The 17500-nt window shown below is 66.6% G+C and carries 20 protein-coding genes; 11 read left to right on the forward strand and 9 right to left on the reverse strand.

The features are described 5' to 3' along the window. Positions 1–116: 116 nt before the first annotated feature. Both ACYVKR_RS19370 and ACYVKR_RS19375 read left to right on the forward strand, forming a co-directional pair. Entirely contained in the window at positions 117–1169 is a 1053-nt protein-coding gene (locus ACYVKR_RS19370; protein ID WP_460482593.1) for a type 2 periplasmic-binding domain-containing protein, read from the forward strand. A gap of 34 nt (positions 1170–1203) precedes the next feature. Next, complete coding sequence (locus ACYVKR_RS19375; protein WP_460482594.1) at positions 1204–2181, forward strand: ABC transporter substrate-binding protein; 978 nt, start codon at positions 1204–1206, stop codon at positions 2179–2181. Between the two features lie 6 nt (positions 2182–2187). Here ACYVKR_RS19375 and ACYVKR_RS19380 read toward each other — a convergent pair whose 3' ends face one another. Next, entirely contained in the window at positions 2188–3099 is a 912-nt protein-coding gene (locus ACYVKR_RS19380) for a LysR family transcription regulator (RefSeq protein WP_460482595.1), read from the reverse strand. A 142-nt stretch (positions 3100–3241) separates the two neighbouring features. On the opposite strand from ACYVKR_RS19380, the gene ACYVKR_RS19385 reads away from it, so the two are divergent. Beyond that, the gene (locus ACYVKR_RS19385) at positions 3242–4195 is read left to right on the forward strand and encodes a DMT family transporter (RefSeq protein ID WP_460482596.1); all 954 of its coding nucleotides are present in this window, start codon (positions 3242–3244) and stop codon (positions 4193–4195) included. Positions 4196–4200: 5 nt separating this feature from the next. Here the strand turns inward: ACYVKR_RS19385 and ACYVKR_RS19390 are convergent, their stop codons facing one another. Continuing rightward, complete coding sequence (locus ACYVKR_RS19390) at positions 4201–4905, reverse strand: Rossmann-fold NAD(P)-binding domain-containing protein (RefSeq protein WP_460482597.1); 705 nt, start codon at positions 4903–4905, stop codon at positions 4201–4203. A gap of 56 nt (positions 4906–4961) precedes the next feature. Between ACYVKR_RS19390 and ACYVKR_RS19395 the strand changes: the two genes are divergently transcribed. The 4 genes from ACYVKR_RS19395 to ACYVKR_RS19410 all read left to right on the forward strand — a co-directional run bounded on the left by ACYVKR_RS19395 (position 4962) and on the right by ACYVKR_RS19410 (position 7884). Next, positions 4962–5717 carry a Rossmann-fold NAD(P)-binding domain-containing protein gene (locus ACYVKR_RS19395; protein WP_460482598.1) on the forward strand — a complete coding sequence of 252 codons (756 nt, stop codon included), beginning with the start codon at positions 4962–4964 and terminating at the stop codon, positions 5715–5717. A 260-nt stretch (positions 5718–5977) separates the two neighbouring features. Next, on the forward strand, positions 5978–7162 hold the full coding sequence (bktB, locus tag ACYVKR_RS19400; protein ID WP_460482599.1) for an acetyl-CoA C-acyltransferase family protein: 1185 nt from the start codon (positions 5978–5980) through the stop codon (positions 7160–7162). 163 nt (positions 7163–7325) lie between these two features. Continuing rightward, positions 7326–7502: a hypothetical protein gene (locus ACYVKR_RS19405; protein ID WP_460482600.1), complete on the forward strand. Its 177-nt coding sequence runs from the start codon at positions 7326–7328 to the stop codon at positions 7500–7502. 25 nt (positions 7503–7527) lie between these two features. Next, a complete protein-coding gene (locus ACYVKR_RS19410) occupies positions 7528–7884 on the forward strand; it encodes a YfeK family protein (protein ID WP_460482601.1) in 357 nt (118 codons plus the stop codon). Between the two features lie 27 nt (positions 7885–7911). On the opposite strand, the gene ACYVKR_RS19415 is transcribed toward ACYVKR_RS19410, so the two are convergent. Next, positions 7912–9162 carry a serine hydrolase domain-containing protein gene (locus tag ACYVKR_RS19415; protein WP_460482760.1) on the reverse strand — a complete coding sequence of 417 codons (1251 nt, stop codon included), beginning with the start codon at positions 9160–9162 and terminating at the stop codon, positions 7912–7914. Positions 9163–9279: 117 nt separating this feature from the next. On the opposite strand from ACYVKR_RS19415, the gene ACYVKR_RS19420 reads away from it, so the two are divergent. Continuing rightward, positions 9280–10212 (forward strand): LysR family transcriptional regulator, encoded by a 933-nt coding sequence (locus ACYVKR_RS19420; protein ID WP_460482602.1) that lies wholly within the window; start codon positions 9280–9282, stop codon positions 10210–10212. A 115-nt stretch (positions 10213–10327) separates the two neighbouring features. On the opposite strand, the gene ACYVKR_RS19425 is transcribed toward ACYVKR_RS19420, so the two are convergent. The 5 genes from ACYVKR_RS19425 to ACYVKR_RS19445 form a co-directional block, all read right to left on the reverse strand. Beyond that, entirely contained in the window at positions 10328–11305 is a 978-nt protein-coding gene (locus ACYVKR_RS19425) for a hypothetical protein (protein ID WP_460482603.1), read from the reverse strand. Positions 11306–11502: 197 nt separating this feature from the next. After that, the gene (locus ACYVKR_RS19430; RefSeq protein WP_460482604.1) at positions 11503–12066 is read right to left on the reverse strand and encodes a nucleotidyltransferase family protein; all 564 of its coding nucleotides are present in this window, start codon (positions 12064–12066) and stop codon (positions 11503–11505) included. 89 nt (positions 12067–12155) lie between these two features. Then, positions 12156–12590: a cupin domain-containing protein gene (locus ACYVKR_RS19435; RefSeq protein WP_460482605.1), complete on the reverse strand. Its 435-nt coding sequence runs from the start codon at positions 12588–12590 to the stop codon at positions 12156–12158. Between the two features lie 187 nt (positions 12591–12777). Beyond that, a complete protein-coding gene (locus ACYVKR_RS19440) occupies positions 12778–13416 on the reverse strand; it encodes a sugar phosphate isomerase family (RefSeq protein ID WP_460482606.1) in 639 nt (212 codons plus the stop codon). 10 nt (positions 13417–13426) lie between these two features. Next, the gene (locus ACYVKR_RS19445) at positions 13427–14128 is read right to left on the reverse strand and encodes a CoA transferase subunit A (RefSeq protein WP_460482607.1); all 702 of its coding nucleotides are present in this window, start codon (positions 14126–14128) and stop codon (positions 13427–13429) included. A gap of 88 nt (positions 14129–14216) precedes the next feature. Between ACYVKR_RS19445 and ACYVKR_RS19450 the strand changes: the two genes are divergently transcribed. Continuing rightward, complete coding sequence (locus tag ACYVKR_RS19450) at positions 14217–14789, forward strand: helix-turn-helix transcriptional regulator (RefSeq protein ID WP_460482608.1); 573 nt, start codon at positions 14217–14219, stop codon at positions 14787–14789. A 69-nt stretch (positions 14790–14858) separates the two neighbouring features. Here ACYVKR_RS19450 and ACYVKR_RS19455 read toward each other — a convergent pair whose 3' ends face one another. Beyond that, on the reverse strand, positions 14859–15287 hold the full coding sequence (locus ACYVKR_RS19455; RefSeq protein WP_460482609.1) for an Lrp/AsnC family transcriptional regulator: 429 nt from the start codon (positions 15285–15287) through the stop codon (positions 14859–14861). Between the two features lie 125 nt (positions 15288–15412). On the opposite strand from ACYVKR_RS19455, the gene ACYVKR_RS19460 reads away from it, so the two are divergent. Beyond that, positions 15413–16540 carry an ornithine cyclodeaminase gene (locus ACYVKR_RS19460; protein ID WP_460482610.1) on the forward strand — a complete coding sequence of 376 codons (1128 nt, stop codon included), beginning with the start codon at positions 15413–15415 and terminating at the stop codon, positions 16538–16540. Between the two features lies 1 nt (position 16541). Continuing rightward, positions 16542–17495, forward strand: a complete 954-nt coding sequence (gene rocF, locus ACYVKR_RS19465; protein WP_460482611.1) for an arginase — start codon at positions 16542–16544, stop codon at positions 17493–17495. Positions 17496–17500 lie beyond the last annotated feature (5 nt).

Here is a 17500-nt window from a genome sequence, read left to right on the forward strand (position 1 = left end):
GAGCCCTCCCAGGCAAACGCGCCGTGGTACCAGCGAATGCCCAGTGCTGGCGCTATTGGGTCCAGCCCCCGCTTGCACACACTGTTACCGAACTTGACCACCACACTGGGGACTTGATGCGGAACCTGCAGCAGCACATCGACACCGGAGCGCCATCGCGCGCCGCCACCACCGGACCCACGCGCTGGACGCGCAAATCCTGGCTCCGGGCTGCCGCCGGCCTGGCCGCGGGCGCCTGCATGGCGGGCAGCTGGGGCACGGCGGCTGCGGCTGGCGACCCCATGCATGTGCTGGTGCCCTTCCCGGCCGGCGGAGCCGCCGACTTCGTGGCGCGCATCCTGGCCGACAAGCTGCGCGTGGAGCTGGACCGCCCAGTGCTGATCGAAAACAAGCCCGGCGCCGGCGGGCGAGTGGCCGCCGAGGCCCTCAAGCAAGCCAAGCCAGATGGCAAGACCGTGCTGCTCAGCGCGATGGAGCCGCTGATCATCGCGCCGGCCATCTATCCCAACCTGCGCTTCAACCCGAACACCGATTTCACCCCCGTCACCGACGTGGCGAGCTTCGTCTTCTGCGTGGTCGTGGCGGGCAACTCGCCCTACAACAACCTGGCCGAGTACCTGCAGGCGGCGCGCACGACTCCCGAGAACGCCATGATCGGCATCACCTCGCCGGGCAGCATCGGCCACTTCTTCGCCTACGACTTCGGGCGCATCGTCAAGCTCGACAAGATATCGATGGTGCCCTTCCAAGGCGCGCCGGGGCTGATCACCAACCTGATCGGCGGCCAGGTGCCGGCGGTGATCGACGGCTCGACCGCCTTCGCCGAGCAGCACCGCAACAAGAAGCTGCGCATCCTGGCGCTGTCGTCCACGCAGCGCCTGCCCGGCCTGCCCGATGTGCCGACCTTTGCCGAGAGCGGCTACCCCTCGCTCGTGGCATCCGCCACCACGGTGCTCTACGCGCCCGCCGCCACGCCGCAGCCGCAAATGGCGATGTGGCACCAGGCCATGCGCAAGGTGCTGGCGCAGCCCGATGTGCGCGCCAAGCTGCAGCGCAACGGCTATATCGTGAGCGAAGGCGCCAGCTCGCAGGAGGTCGTCGACAAGGCCCGCGGCGTTGCCGAGCGCCTGTTGCCCATCGTCAAGGCCACCGGCTTCAAGGGCGACTGAGCCCATTCCTCCCCATTCTCCAAGGCACCCCACCATGACCACCACCTCCGGCCTGCAGCGCCTGCGCTTCATCCTCAACACCTACTACTCGGGCCCCCAGGCCTGGTTCTACCTGGCCGACGACCGCGGCTACTTCCGCGACGAAGGGCTGCAGATCGATTTCACCGAAGGCGACACCGCCGCCAATGCGGTGCCCAAGCTCGCCAGCGGCGCCTTCGACGTGGGCTACGGCGACATGAACGCGCTGATCGAGCTGGCGGCGCAACGCCCGGGCGAGGCGCCGATCGCGGTCTACGCCATGCACAACCAGTCGCCCTACACCATCGCCGTGCCCGCCGACGGCCCCATCCGCACGCCGGCCGATCTGCGCGGGCGCAAGCTGGTGTCGCATGTCAACGATGCGGCCTGGCGGATGTTTCCCGAGTTCGCGCATGCCAACGGCTTCGACCCGGCCGAGGTGACCGTCGAGTTCTCGGACCTGCGCCACCGCGAGATCGTGCCGCTGATGCTGCAGGGCCGCTGGGACGGGCTGTTCGGCTTCGTCAACACCGTGGCCGCCGGCACCATGGAGGCCGGGCTCGATCCCAAGGCCTGCCTGCGCCACCTGGAGTGGCGCCACCACGTGCCCTCGCTGTATGGCGCGGCGCTGATGGTGACGCCGCAGTTGCGGCGCGAGCAGCCCGAGGTGGTGGCCGGCCTGGTGCGGGCCGTCAACCGCGGCGTGGCCGATGCCGTGGCCGACCTGGATGCGGCGATCGATGCCGTGGCCCGCCGCAACCCGAACATCGACCGCGTGGCCAACCGCGCGCGGCTGGCCGGCACGCTGGCGCTGGAGATGGGGCATGCCGAAGGCGCGCGCCATGGCATTGGCGACATCGACGAAGCGCGGCTCGCCGAGGCCATTGCCTGCATCTCTGCGGCCAAGCATTTCGCCACGGCGCCGTCGGCGGCCCAGGTCTTCGACCGCGGCTTCCTGCCTGCGCCGGAGCAGCGCGTGCGCTCGCTGGGTTAAAGCGGCTCAGGCCCGCTTCCGGCGGGCTTGGGACTGCAACATTCCCGCGGCGGAATCCGCCGACCATGCATCCATGTGGCTGCGCAGCAGCTCCTGCGCCTGCACCGCCACCGGCCCCGGCGTGCCGGTCCCGGTGCGCAGCACGATGGACGCATAGGGCAGCACGGGCAGGCCGGCCTCCTGCGGCAGCACCTGCAGGCCGGCGCCCGGCAGCATGCGCTCGGACAGCAGCGACACGCCCAGCCCGGCCCGCACGGCCGCCAGGATGCCGGAGATGTTCGGGCTGGTGTAGGTGATGCGCCAGGGCCGGCCCATCGCGTCCAGCTGGCCCAGCGCATGGCCGCGCAGCACGCACTCGTGCGGAAAGAGGATCAGCGGCAGCACCCTGGCCTGCTCGAAGCCATGGCCCGGCGCGGCCACCCAGTGCAGGGTCTCGGCCCAGCTGTCCGGCCCGGCGATGGCCTGGCTTTCCACGCGCCGGAACAGCGCGACGTCGAGCAGCCCATTGGAGAGGTCCTGCTCCAGCTGCCGCGACAGGCCGCAGCGCACCTCCAGCCGCGCATGGCCCATGCCCTGCGCCAGCGGGCTGAGCAGGCCCGGCAGCGATTCCACCGCCAGATCCTCGGTCACGCCCACCCGCACCAGCTCGGGCAGGTCTTCGGTGAACACATTGCGCGCCTCGTCGTGCAGCGCCAGGATGCGGCGCGCATAGCCCAGCATGCGTTCGCCGTCGGGCGTGAGCAAGCTGCTGCGCGCGCCACGCGAAAGCAGCTGGCGCCCGGCCTGCTCCTCCAGCTTCTTGATCTGCTGGCTGATGGTGGACTGCGTGCGGTGCACACGCTCGCTGGCCCGCGAGAAGCCGCCGCTGTCGACCACCGAGGCAAAGGTGCGCAGCAGGCTGATGTCGAAGTCGGGCATGGGGTGCTCCAGGTATCGAAAAATCAAATATCTCTGATGGAAACTTTGAATTTCCAAATACAAGCATAAACCCCTAGAGTGACCTTGTCACCGCTTTTTGAGCGGCTTCTTCACGGTTTTCGCCGCCTTCAGGAGCACCACCATGACCCACTCCGCCACCGCCCACGCAGGCGCCCCAGAGGCTCCGTCCTGGGCCTATGCCCTGCCCTTCACCCTGGTCTGGGCCAGCGCCTTTCCCGCGACCAAGTTCGCCCTGCTCGACAGCCCGCCGCTGCTCTTCCTCGCCGGCCGCTTCCTGCTGGCCGGCTTGCTGCTGCTGGCCGGCTTGCTGCTGCTGGCCTGGGCCTGGTGGCAGGGCGAGCGCATCCGCCCCGGCCGCGCGGACTGGCTGGCCCTCATCGTGCTGGCCGGCTGCAACCACGCGCTGTACCTGGGGATGAGCTGGAGTGCGATGCGCGAGGCGTCCGCGGGCCTGGCCACCATCATCATCGGCGCGGGGCCCATCGTCGTGTCCGTCCTCGCCGTGCCGGTGCTGGGCGAGCGGCTGACCTGGCGCAAGGCCGCCGGCCTGCTGCTGGGCTTTGCCGGCATGGTATTCATCGTGCGCCACCGGCTCAGCGGGCAGATCGACACGCTGCACGGCACGCTGCTGCTATTGGCGGCGCTGGCGCTGCTGTCCACCGGCACCGTGCTATACAAGCGCCTGCGGGTGGGCATAGGCAGCAGCGCCAATGTGGCGCTGCAACTGCTGCTAGCGGCGGCCATCATGCTGCCCTGGGCGCTGGCCACCGAAAGCCTGGACGAGGTGCATCCCAACGCCCGCCTGGCGGCATCGATGGCCTGGTCGGTCGCCGTTGTCTCGGTCGTCGGCTACATGCTGTGGTTTGCGCTGCTGCGCCGAGCGGACGCCAGCCGCGCCAGCGCCTGGCTGTTCCTGACGCCGCCGCTGGGCCTGCTGGTGGGCTGGGCCGTGCTGGGCGAGCCGCTGGCGCTGGACGACTTCCTCGGCGTCATCCCGGTGATCGCCGGCATCGCGCTGGTGACCCGAGCGGGTGCGATGCCCAAGCCCTCCGCCATGCCGGCCCCGTGCCGGTAGCCCGCCTACACGTGGCGCATCAGGCCGCCATCGACCTTGATGTTCTGCCCGCTGATGTAGGCCGCACCTTCCGATGCCAGGAAGGCCACGGTGGCGCCGATCTCTTCTGCCTTGCCGTAGCGCTGCAGCGGCACGGCGGCCTGGCGCTCGTCCTTCTTGGGCAGGCTGTCGATCCAGCCGGGCAGCACGTTGTTCATGCGGATGTTGTGCTTGCCGTATTCGTCGCAGAAGATCTTGGTGAATGCGGCCAGGCCCGAGCGCGCCATCGCCGAGGTGGGGAACAGCGCCGCCGGCTCGAAGGCCCAGGCCGACGAGATGTTGATGATGCTGCCGCCGCCCTGCTGCTGCATGATGGGCGCGACGAGGCGCGTGGCGCGCACCACGTTCAGGAAGTACACCTCCAGGCCCGTGATCCAGTCCTCGTCGCTGATCGCCAGCAGCTCGCCCTTGGGCCCGTGGCCCGCGCCGTTCACCAGCACGTCGATGCGGCCATGGCGCTGCATCACGGCATCCACCAGCCGCTGCAGGTCGGCCACGCTGCGGTTCGAGCCGGTCACGCCCACGCCGCCCAGTTCCTTGGCCAGCGCCTCGCCCTTGCCGGACGACGACAGGATGCCCACTGCAAAGCCGTCCTCGTGCAGCTTGCGGGCCGCCGCCGCGCCCATGCCGCTGCCGCCGGCCACCACCACTGCTACGCGTTGCTCGTTCATGCTCGTTCTCATCTGGATTGAAAGACCGCCATCGTAGCGGCTCGTATGATGCGGGGATGCATCCACACCTCATCATCCTCACCGGCGGCTCGCGCGGCATGGGCCTGGCCATAGGCCAGCAGTTGCTGCAGCAAGGCCACCATCTGCTCAGCATCTCGCGGCGCAGCTCCGCAGACCTGGCCGCCAGCGCGCACGCGCCGGGCCAGCTCACGCAATGGGAGCAGGACCTGGCCGACAGCGGCGCGGCGGCGCAGCGCCTGTCCGGCTGGCTGCGCGGCCTGCAGGCGGCCGACTGGGCGGGCATCACCCTCATCAACAACGCCGGCGTGATCCCGCAGATCGCGCCGCTGTCGGCCGTGGCCACGGCCGACCTGCAGAACGCGCTGCGCGTGGGTTTGGAAGCCCCCATGGCGCTGACCGGCGCCTTCCTCGCCGCCACCGAAGACTGGACCATTCCGCGCAAGGTGCTGAACGTGTCCTCGGGCCTGGGCCGCCGGCCCATGGCCTCGCAGGCCGCCTACTGCACGGCCAAGGCCGGCATGGACGCCTACGCCCGCTGCGTGGCGCTGGAGGAAGCGCTCAAGCCGCACGGCGCGCGCATCGTCTCGCTGGCGCCCGGCGTGATCGACACCGACATGCAGCTGCAGCTGCGCAGCGCCGATGCCGGCGACTTTCCCGACGTGGCCAACTTCAGCGGCATGCATGCGGGCGGCAAGCTCAGCACGCCGCAGGACGCCGCCGCCAAGGTGCTGGCCTGGCTGGACCGCGCCGACTTCGGCCAGAACGTGGTCGCGGACGTGCGCGAGCCCTGAGCCACTTTTATTTAATTTGATAGCTGCTTGCGCTTGATTTATATGATTTTCAAATACAAAAACATCTGAAATCATTTATAAATAAGCGCTAGCAGCTATCAAAAATGCAGTATCCACACTGCCGCTGTCACCTAGGCGCGGTCCGTAAAGTTACTGACTTGCGCAAAGCCGCAGGCTCGCAATAATGTTGCAGTGCATCATCCGCATGCATGGCGGCATCGAGGCCCTGCACGCATCCATTCCATACCAGGAGATAAACCATGTCCCGTGAAGTCGTCGTCGTCAGCGCAGTCCGCACCGCCATTGGCACCTTTGGTGGCGCCCTCAAGGACGTGCCGCCCACCGAGCTGGGCGCGCTGGTCGTCAAGGAATCGCTGGCCCGCGCCGGCGTGGAAGGCAAGGACGTCGGCCACGTGGTCTTCGGCCACGTCGTCAACACCGAGCCCAAGGACATGTACCTGTCGCGCGTCGCGGCCGTGAACGGCGGCTGCGCCAAGGAAACGCCGGCCATGAACGTCAACCGCCTGTGCGGCTCGGGCCTGCAGGCCATCGTCAGCGCCAGCCAGGGCATCCTGCTGGGCGACTACGACGTGGCCATCGGCGCCGGCGCCGAGAACATGAGCCGCGCGCCCTACGCCAGCCTGGCCACGCGCTTTGGTGCCCGCATGGGCGACACCAAGATGGTCGACATGATGATCGGCGCGCTGCACGACCCCTTCCACACCATCCACATGGGCGTGACCGCCGAGAACGTGGCCAAGGAATTCGGCATCAGCCGCGAAGACCAGGACGCGCTGGCGCTCGAGAGCCACCAGCGCGCTGAGAAGGCCTGGGCCGAAGACCGCTTCGCGGGCCAGATCGTGCCCGTGATGCTCAAGAGCAGGAAGGGCGAGATCGCCTTCGACAAGGACGAGCACTTCCGCGCCGGCGCCAAGATCGAGGACTTCCAGAAGATGAAGCCGGTGTTCGTCAAGGAAGACGGCACCGTCACCGCCGCCAACGCCTCGGGCATCAACGACGCCGCCGCCGCCGTGCTGCTGATGGAAGCCTCGGCTGCTGGCGCGCGCGGCGCTAAGCCGCTGGCCCGCCTGGTGGGCTACGCGCACGCTGGCGTCGAGCCCAAGATCATGGGCATCGGCCCCGTGCCCGCCTCGAAGGCCGTGCTGGCCAAGACGGGCCTCAAGCTCGACCAGATGGACGTGATCGAGGCCAACGAAGCCTTCGCCGCGCAGGCCTGCGCCGTCACCAAGGGCCTGGGCGCCGACCCGGCCAAGGTCAACCCCAACGGCTCGGGCATCTCGCTGGGCCACCCCATCGGCGCCACCGGCGCGGTCATCACCGTCAAGGCCATCCATGAGCTGCACCGCACCGGCGGCCGCTACGCGCTGGTGACCATGTGCATCGGCGGCGGCCAGGGCATCGCGGCGATCTTCGAGCGCATGTAAGGCCAGGCGGCCTCCGGCTCTGCCGGAAGGCTTGCGCTGGAGTGGCAGGGGCATCGTTGGATGCCCCTGCTGCTTTGTGCACATGGCAACGGGCCGCGCTCGGCCATCGGTTACGCTCGGGGCAGTCCACACTCCACGCGCCTGTAGCCGGGCGCCGCAGACCATGGCAGAGCTCTTGCTGCAGATCCTGCTCGAACCACCGGCCTACGCCATCTCGCGGCTGCTTCTGAAGTTCACCTCCATGGCGGAGCAAACCGCCGGGCAGCTCGCTTATTGCATTCTTCTGGGCCTCATCACGGCAGCCTGCTTCGCCGCCTGGTTCATCTACCAGTCCAGCTAGCCGCCATGGCTTGCCGTCCTCTTCCATGAAAACCGCCCTGCTCGCCGCCGCCCTGTTGCTGCAAGCCGCCGCCTGGGCCCAGCCGCCGTCGCCCGCCACCGCGCGCGAGATCGATCAGCTGTTCGCGGCGCTGCGGCAGTCCGGCTGCGAGTTCTCGCGCAACGGCGCGTGGTACGGGGCGGCCAAGGCCGCCGAGCACCTGCAGCGCAAGTACGACTACCTGCGCGAGCGCGGGCTGGTGCCGTCCACCGAGTCCTTCATCGAGCGCGCGGCGACCAAGAGCAGCGTATCGGGCCAGCCCTACCAGGTGCGCTGCGGACAGGCCGCACCGGTTGCCAGCAGCGATTGGTTCACCGGCCAACTCCGTGAGCTGCGCAAATAGGCGGCCGTTCCGGCGAGCCTGTCCCGGTTATTCCTGCGCTCCGGCCACCTGCAGCCCGGCATAGACCGCATCGCGCAGCTCGGGCACCAGCCGGCCGGCCATGCCTTCGAAAGCCGTGTTGGTGAGCAGGACCACCGACAGCCCGCGCGCCGGATCGATGAACCAGTTGTGGCCGTAGGCGCCGCCCCACTGCAGCGTGCCGCGGCTTTGCGGGGTCTTGGCCGCGGCCGGGTCATCCAGCACCGCCCAGCCATAGCCGAAACCCCAACCCGGCCCCTGGGTCTGCGCCTGCGGCCCCACCTGGTCGCGCACCATGGCGGCCACCGTGTGCGGCTTGAGCAAGGGGCCACCGCCGTTTCTGACCGTCTCCATCAGCCGCAGAAAATCCCCGGCCGTGCCGACCATGCCGGCGCCGCCCGAGGCAAAGGCCTTGGCGTCGTAGGCACGCTGCGGCGCAAAGCGGATCGCCCCGCCCATCCCGGGCGGCAACGGCACCTCGATGTTGCGGAACATGCGCACGGGCTCGGGCTTGCCATCGGCATACGGCGTGGCCAGGCGGTCGCCGGCCTTCGCCACAAAGCCGGTGTGGCGCATGGCGAGCGGCCGTGTCACGAGCTTTTGCACTGCCTGCGGCAGCGGCTGGCCGCTGGCCTTGGCCACCACGGCGCCCAGCACGTCGATGGACAGCGAGTAGCGCCACTGGCTGCCAGGCTCGAAGTACAGCGGGCTTTTCGCCAGCCGACGCAGGTTCTCGTCCAGGCTCCCGCTGGAGTCGTCCAGCCCGTCTGAGATGCCCAGCCGGGCATAGGTGCCGTCGCGGCCCTCGGCAAAGCCATAGCCCAGGCCCGAGGTGTGCGTCAGCAACTGGCGGATGGTGATGGCTGGCACCCGGCCATCGGCCAGCGCAGGACTGAAGTACGGCAGGTAGGCCGTCACCGGCGCATCCAGGTCCAATTTTCCCTGCTCCACCAGGCGCATCGCCGCCACGCTGACGATGGGCTTGCTCATCGAGGCCAGGCGAAACACCGTGTCCGTCTCCATGGGCTGGCGCGCCTCGCGGTCAGCCCAACCCACGGCCTTGCGGTACAGCACGCGGCCCTGCTGGGCCACGACCACCACGCCACCGACGATGCGCTGCTCCTGCAACGCGGCTTGCAGCACCGGATCGATATGCACGCCCAGGGTTGCAGCGGGCGATGGTTTTTGCTGGGTTGGTGCCAACGCCTTTGCTGTTGTCGGTGTTTGCGCGGTGACCGTAACGCCTGCCACGGCAAGCATGGCCGCCAATGCCAACGAATAGATGGAATTTTTCATGGATCGCCTCTTTCAACTCAACAAGGCGACCAGCTTAGCTAGCACAATAGTGAAGAAAAACAGCCTTGCTCTTCACCCATCATGAAGCAATTCTTCACCAACGAGCGCGAGCCGCTGCATGCGCTGAACATCTTCGTGCAGGTGGCCCGCACCCACAGCTTCACCCGCGCGGGTGACCGGTTGGGCGTGAGCGCATCGGCCGTGTCGCAGCAGATGCGCAAGCTCGAAGCCCACCTGGGCCTGCGCCTGCTCAACCGCACCAGCCGCCATGTGGCGCTGACCGAAGCCGGCCAGCAACTGCTGGCCGAGGCCTCGCCCGCGCTGGACCAGCTCGACCTGGCGCTGCAGCGGCTGCGGGCCGACCACGACGCGCCCTCGGGGCTGTTGCGCATCAACACCTCGCGGCTGGCAGCCGGCATGCTCATCACGCCGCGGCTGGACGAGTTCCTGGCCCGCTACCCGCGCATACAGCTGGAGCTGTTCACCGACGATACCTTCGCCGACATCGTGCAGGGCGGCTTCGACGCCGGCATACGCCTGGGCGCCTTCCTGGCGCGCGACATGGTGTCGCTGCCGCTGGACCGCGGCCAGTGGGAGGCCGTGGTCGCCAGCCCCGACTACCTGCGCCGCCACGGCAGGCCCGAGACGCCGGCCGACCTCGCTGCCCACGACTGCCTGCGATTTCGCCTGCCCGGTAGCGGCCGGCTGCTGCCCTGGATCTTCATGGTCGATGGCCAGGAGGTGGAACTGGAGGTGGCGGGCCGGCTGATCTTCTCGGACGACGCCCTGGTCACCCGCGCTGCCTGCCAGGGCCATGGCCTGGCCCACAAGTTCGCCGGCAGCATCCGCAAAGAGCTGGCCGACGGCCGCCTGGTGCAGGTGCTGCAGTCCTACGAACGGCCGTGGTCGGGCTTTCACATCTACTATCCGGCGCGCAAGCTCATGCCGCCCAAGCTGCGGGCGTTTGTTGATTTTCTGCGGGAGCCTTTGGAGGCGGAAGAACGGCCGGCTTGAAAGACTTCCACCGCTGAAGGGGCGATCTCCGAGCTTCAGTCCAAGACTGCGTCGACCCGATCAGAACCAAAGCACCGGCCACCATGGGGCGGCAGGTGCTTCATGGGTGCGAATCTCAGTTCCAGTTCACTTCGATATTGATGGGCTGGGAAGTAGTACCGTTTTTGCCGGTCTGTGCCACCAGCCCCTTCAGCCTTCCGCTGGCGATGATCCATTGCGTGTCCACGGCAGGTTGACCGCCATCCCTCTGCGTGGTGTATTGCATCTTGCAGGTCTCAAAGGTACCAAACGCGGTCTGGATGGTTTCGCGGCCCAGATAGACCGAGGTGCGCACAACTTGGGTCGTGGTGTTCTGGATGTTATTCGTGTTGACGGCGGTGTAGCTGGCGGTGTGGGGTTGGTTGAGTGGCAGGGAAAGCGGCACCGCCAGGGGGGGTGTAAACGTTTCCTTGTAATTGAACAGCACATGGCGCGAGCCACTGCCGCCCCAGTTTCCATAGAGATAATTCACGCCATCTATGTTATTGGTATAGGTGTAGCGAAAGGGCGTGCTATCGCTATTGCCATTGATGAAGAATTCGCGCACCTGGTAGGCTTTTCTCCCTTCAAAGGTGAATTCGCCCATGGCTTCGGAGCCGTTCTTTCCCGTCGGCGTTATATATGCCCAGAGGCTGCCGGTGACGAATGGCTTGTCGGACGAAAAACAGGCAGCACTCGTGTCCGAATTGGCGGGGTCGTCTGCGCATTGCACCCTGATGTCCGAAATGGCTGCGTTAGCGATGCCACTGCCCTTGGCAACGGTGCACGTCTGGAATTGCGGCTGCTTTGCAACGGTGACGTTGTAGGGCTTGCCTGCTTCCACCTTGGCCGGAAACTCAAAAGCACCATTGCTCGACAGCGTCAGATCATTGCCGCCATTGTTCTGCAGCAGCAGTGATTTACCACTGCCCAATCCCTCCACTTCTCCACCAATGCCATACGAGGCCACAGGAAGCGGTGGTGTTTCGTCATCACTGCCACCTCCTCCGCCACAAGCGGACAGCACTATGGCAGCCATGAAAGAGGGGAAAAAAACAGTGGGCATGGCGCTCATGCGCATATGTCGTCCTTCATTGTTGAATTTTGGATACCACGCTAGATATTGGGCCGAGCCCAATATTTTTTCATCGATCGATTTTATATATCAACAATTAATCCATGCCATGAAAAACTGATGGAAATGCATTTTGTTACCTGAATCTGTTGCGCTTTTTGCCCCGCCCGGCTCATCTCCATCTGAGGCCCACCCTTCTATGCAGTGGGCTGAACGGGGGAGACGATCTTCAGCCAAGGCCAGCGGGCGCGATAGGACTCCGCCTTCTGCTGGAAAAGCTCGCGGTGCGGCGTCAAGGGATTGGGCGCTAGCACCCCGTCGTAGACCAGATCCAGCCCGTTCGGCGCATAGAGTTCACCGGGCCGGATGCCGATGCAGGTGGCCGGGATCAGAAACCGGTCGATGCCATCGGACGAACTGCGCAGCGCCGGGTAGGCGTGGCCGAAGTACGACTCGTACCAGAGGTGGACACGAGCTTGGTTTGTCACTTCTACCGAGATGCCCAGGTCCCGCAGGACATGTTCGGCACGCGCCTGCGCCTCCTGCTCCGCGGCTTCGGTGGTGTCCGAAGCATCGAAGTAGAAAAGGTCGTAGTCCTTGATGGACTCCTCGGGCTCTCGGCGCGCCTGCAGGTTCCAGACCGTCTGGAACAGGCAGCCGGCAACCAGCCAGCCGTCGGGAAGCTCCAAGTCTTCCCAGCGCTCAAGAATGGCACGGTTGTGGGTGTTTCGCAGGATGTCGGCGAGAAAGCGCTCTTGCATGGATCGCGGGTCAGGATCATGGTCCGCCCTCACTGAGCCGTGAGGGGCTGCTGCCAGCTGATTCTGCCGCAATGACGAAGGTCAGTGGCTTACGCGCCACCCGGCGCGGCGGGAACCAGCCCATAGCGAGCCATGACCGCCACCAGGGCCGCCTTGTCCGGTGGACCGCCTGCGTTGACGACTGCGCCTATGTCCCGAAAGTACTGGATACCGATATCGGGCGACTGCACGATGAGGGCCCGGGCTTCGGTGCCATGAGGGTTCGAGAAATGGTGGACGCTGCCTCGGGGGCTGTACATGCACTCCCCCGCGCCAAGGTCGCGGACTTCGGCGTCGACGGCGTACCGCAGGGTGCCTTCCAGCACGTAGACGCATTCGTCGTTGTGCGTATGGCTGTGTGGAGGCGGCACGTTGGAACTCGGCGGCACCGTGAGCTCGAACATGCCCACGCTTCCCGTCTGCGATCCATCCACGAGGTAGTGAACGGACAACTTCCCTAGCTGGATGGTTGAGGAATCGGTCATGGCAATCCTCCGTCGGCGATGACGCACCATCATGCCGCAACTGGCCTCCCGCAGGACGACGGTTCCTAGTCCATTCCTACCGGTCTTCGGCGGTGCGACCCGACCCTGCCAGTGGTTCAAATTGGAATGATGGAATGAAAAAACGCAGCCCGTGGCTGCGTTCTTGCTGTGAGCGAAAGACCGAGGCTCAGCGGATCAGTGCCGCGCCCGTCTTGGACTGCACTTCGTCGAAGCTCACGCCCTCGGCCAGCTCGACGATCTTCAGGCCCTGCTCGGTCACGTCGAACACGCCCAGGTCGGTGATGATGCGGTCGACCACGCCCACGCCGGTCAGCGGCAGCGTGCAGTTGGGCAGGATCTTCAGGTCGGTGGTGCCGTCCTTCTTCTTGGCCACGTGTTCCATCAGCACGATCACGCGCTTGACGCCGGCCACCAGGTCCATCGCGCCGCCCATGCCCTTGACCATCTTGCCCGGAATCATCCAGTTGGCCAGGTCACCCTTCTCGGACACCTGCATGGCGCCCAGGATGGACAGGTTGATCTTGCCGCCGCGGATCATCGCGAACGACTGGTCCGAGCCGAAGATGGACGAGCCCGGCAGCGTGGTCACGGTCTGCTTGCCGGCGTTGATGAGGTCGGCGTCGATCTCGTCCTCGGTCGGGAAGGGGCCGATGCCCAGCATGCCGTTCTCGGACTGCAGCCACACCTGCTTGTCGCCGGTGTGGTTGGCCACCAGCGTGGGGATGCCGATACCGAGGTTGACGTAGAAGCCGTCTTCCAATTCTTGCGCCGCGCGGGCGGCCATCTGGTCTTGGGTCCAAGGCATGTCGGGCTCCTTACTTCTTCTCGGTGATGGTGCGCTTTTCGATGCGCTTCTCGGGGGTCTTGTTCAGCACCATGCGGTGCACGTAGATGCCGGGCAGGTGGATCTCGTCGGGCTTGATCTGGCCCAGTTCGACAATCTCCTCCACCTCGACGATGCACACCTTGCCGCAGGTGGCGGCCGCAGGGTTGAAGTTGCGCGCCGTCAGGCGGAACTGCAGGTTGCCCGAGGTGTCGGCGCGCCAGGCCTTGACCAGCGACACGTCGGCCACGATGGAGCGCTCCATCACATAGGTCTCGCCGTCGAAGTCGCGCGTTTCCTTGCCCTCGGCCACCAGCGTGCCCACGCCGGTCTTGGTGAAGAAGGCGGGGATGCCCGCGCCGCCGGCGCGCATCTTCTCGGCCAGCGTGCCCTGGGGCGTGAATTCCAGCTCCAGCTCGCCCGCCAGGTACTGGCGCTCGAACTCCTTGTTCTCGCCCACGTACGAGGCGATCATCTTCTTGATCTGGCGGGTGTCGAGCAGCTTGCCCAGCCCGAAGCCGTCGACGCCGGCGTTGTTCGAGGCCACCGTCAGGCCCTGGACGCCGCTGGCCACCAGCGCATCGATCAGCGCTTCGGGAATGCCGCAGAGGCCGAAACCGCCGACGGCCAACAATTGGTTGTCGGCCACGACGCCCTTCAAGGCTTCTGCCGCGCTCGGATAAATCTTGCTCACATTTGTCTCCTGAAAGAGATTGCCGCTTCGAAGTTCGATAGGATACTACGTATTAACATACGTAGTATTTCGTAAAGACAAGCCCTCTATGAACGTTTCGGACCTGGACTATGCCCAAGCCTTCCACATGGCCCCGGTGGGCCTCGTCGTCTCGCGGCGGCGCGTGATGGTCGATTGCAACGAGCAGGTCTGCGCCATGTTCCGCACCTCGCGCGAGCTGATGGTGGGGCAGTCCTTCGTGATGCTCTACCCCAGCGCCGATGAGTACGAGCGCCTGGGCCGGCGCATCGCGCCCATCATGAACGCGCACGGCCTGTACTCGGACAACCGCATCATGAAGCGCGCCAACGGCGAGATGTTCTGGTGCCATGTGATGGGCCGGGCCTTCAACCGCGCCGATCCGCACGAGGGTGGCATCTGGAGCTTCGAGGACCTGAGCGCGCTGCGCCCGGTGCGTGCCGAGCTGACGCCGCGCGAGCGCGAGGTGGCCGCGCGCCTGCTCGAAGGCATGACCTCCAAGGAGATAGGCCGCAGCCTCGACATCAGCCACCGCACGGTGGAGATCTACCGCACCCGGTTGATGCGCAAGTACGCCGCCGCCTCGTCGGCCGACCTGGTGCAGAAGCTGCTGGCGGGCACGGCCACGCAGGCCGCGGATTGATTTCAAGCCAAATCGGCCTCCAGCCCTTATCCAACAAGCGCAAACAGCTATATTTAATATAGCAATCAATCAAGCATCGGCGCGGAAGGTCTCCAAGTGGATGCTGGTCTCGGTATTGCTGATGCCCTTGATGAGGCGGATGCGCTCGAGCACGCGCGACAGCTCTTCCAGGCTGGCCACCTGCAGCTCGGCCAGCAGGTCCCAGCGGCCGTTGGTGCTGTGCAGCGAAGCCACGCCGGGCTCGCCCAGCAGCTGGGCCATGATGCGGCGCGTGTCGTTGCCCTCGATGGCGATGCTCATCCAGGCCCGCAGGACGTCGGTCTGTGCATCGGGCCGCAGGCGCACGGTGTAGCCGACGACCACACCATCGCGCTCCAGCCGCGCCAGCCGGTTGGTGACGGTGCCGCGCGACACGCCCAGCCGCGCGGCCAGCGTGGCCACGCTTTCGCGCGCGTTCTGCCGCAGCAGGGCGATCAGGGCATGGTCTACATTGTCCATTTGCATAACCTTCGCTGCCATTTTGCCAAATTCCTGGCGATTTCAAGGCATTTTTGCCGCTAGGCATTCCAACTGCTCTGCGAGACACTCGATGGCATAAGCAATAGATATTTCCGGAGCACACCATGCAGGCCATCGCCCTGACACCCACCCACACGCCCTATTCAGCCCGCATCGACTACCTCAGCACCCCGGCCGCCGCGCGGCTGGTGGCCGAGGTCGGCCTGGTCGAGTGCCTGCGCGGCATGGTGCAGGCGCTGGAGCAAGACTTTGCGCGCTGGAACGATTTCGACAAGACCGCCCGCCTGGCCCAGCACACGCCCGATGGCGTGATCGAGCTGATGCCCGTGGCCGATGCGCGCAACTATGCGTTCAAGTACGTCAACGGCCACCCGCGCAACACCCGCGCCGGCATCCCCACGATCATGGCTTTCGGCGCCATCGCCCGCATGGACACTGGCGCCCCCACCTTTCTGAGCGAGCTGACGCTGACCACCGCGCTGCGCACCGCCGCCACCTCGATCATGGCCGCCAAACTGCTAGCCCGCCCGGACAGCCGCACCATGGCGCTGATCGGCAACGGCTCGCAGAGCGAGTTCCAGGCGCTGGGCTTTGCAGGCTTGCTGGGCATCCGCACGCTGCGGCTCTTCGATGTGGACCCTACGGCCACGCACAAGCTCCTGCACAACCTGCGGGATGCCGGCCTGGAACTGCTCGTCTGCGCCAGCGCCGAAGAGGCCGTGCGCGGCGCCGACATCGTGACCACGGTGACCGCCGACAAGACCAATGCCACCATCCTGCGCGCCGACATGCTGCAGCCCGGCATGCACCTGAACGCCGTGGGCGGCGACTGCCCCGGCAAGACTGAGCTGGAAGCCGCCATCCTCGAGCGCTCGCGCGTGTTCGTCGAGTTCGAGCCGCAGACCCGCATCGAGGGCGAGCTGCAGCAGATGCCGGCGGACTTCGCCGTCACCGAGCTCTGGCGCGTGCTGACCGGCCAGGAGCCGGGCCGCCGCGACATGCACGACATCACCGTGTTCGACTCGGTGGGCTTTGCGCTCGAGGACTACTCCGCCATGCGCCACATGCAGGCCCTGGCGCGCGAGCACGGCCTGCTCGAATCGCTGCAGCTGATTCCCGAGCTGGACGACCCCAAGGATTTGTACAGCCTGGTGCGAAACCAGCACCTGGCGGCCGGCACGAACACCGCCACAAACGCCTTCACAATACCGGCTGCCCAGAAATGCGCCTGATATGACCACGAACCACCCTTGCCCCATCACCCTGATTGGCGTTCCCACCGACATCGGCGCCAGCCGCCTTGGAGCGGCCATGGGCCCCGACGCGCTGCGCGTGGCCCAGCTCGGCCCCGCGCTCGCGCGCCTGGGCTGCGAGGTGCAGGACACCGGCAACCTCGCCGGCCCGCCCAACCAGCGCCGCGAACGCGACGAAGGCACTGGCCTGCGCAACTACGAAGAGGCCCTGGCCTGGAACCGCTCGGTGCACGACGCGGTGCACGGCGCGCTGGCAGCCGGCCGCCTGCCGATGATGCTGGGCGGCGACCACAGCCTGGCCGTGGGCTCGATCAGCGCCGTGGCGCGCCACTGCCGCGAGGCCGGCAAAAAGCTGCGCGTGCTGTGGTTCGACGCCCATGCCGACTTCAACACGCCCGCCACCTCGCCCACGGGCAATGTGCATGGCATTCCGGTGGCCAGCCTGTGCGGTTTGGGCCCGGCCGAGCTGGCGGGGCTGGCCGGCTTCACGCCGGCGCTGGCCTCGCAGTCGCTGTGCCAGATCGGCCTGCGCAGCGTGGACGACCAGGAAAAGTACCTCATCAAGACCCACGACATCGAGGTCTACGACATGCGCGCCGTCGACGAGCTGGGCATGCGCGAGGTGATGGCGCGCGCGCTGGTGCCGCTGGCCGGCTGCGGCCGCGGGGAGATGCACCTGCACGTGAGCTTCGACGTGGATTTTCTCGACCCCGATATCGCACCCGGCACCGGCACCACGGTGCGCGGCGGGCCGAACTACCGCGAGGCCCAGCTGTGCATGGAGATGATCGCCGACACCGGCCTGCTCGGTTCGCTCGACATCGTCGAGCTGAACCCCGCGCTCGACCTGCGCAACCAGACCGCCGAACTGGTGGTGGACCTGGTGGAGAGCCTGTTCGGCAAGAGCACGCTGGTCAAGGACCTGCGCCGCTGAGCACG

The organism is Comamonas humi, from assembly GCF_054782535.1.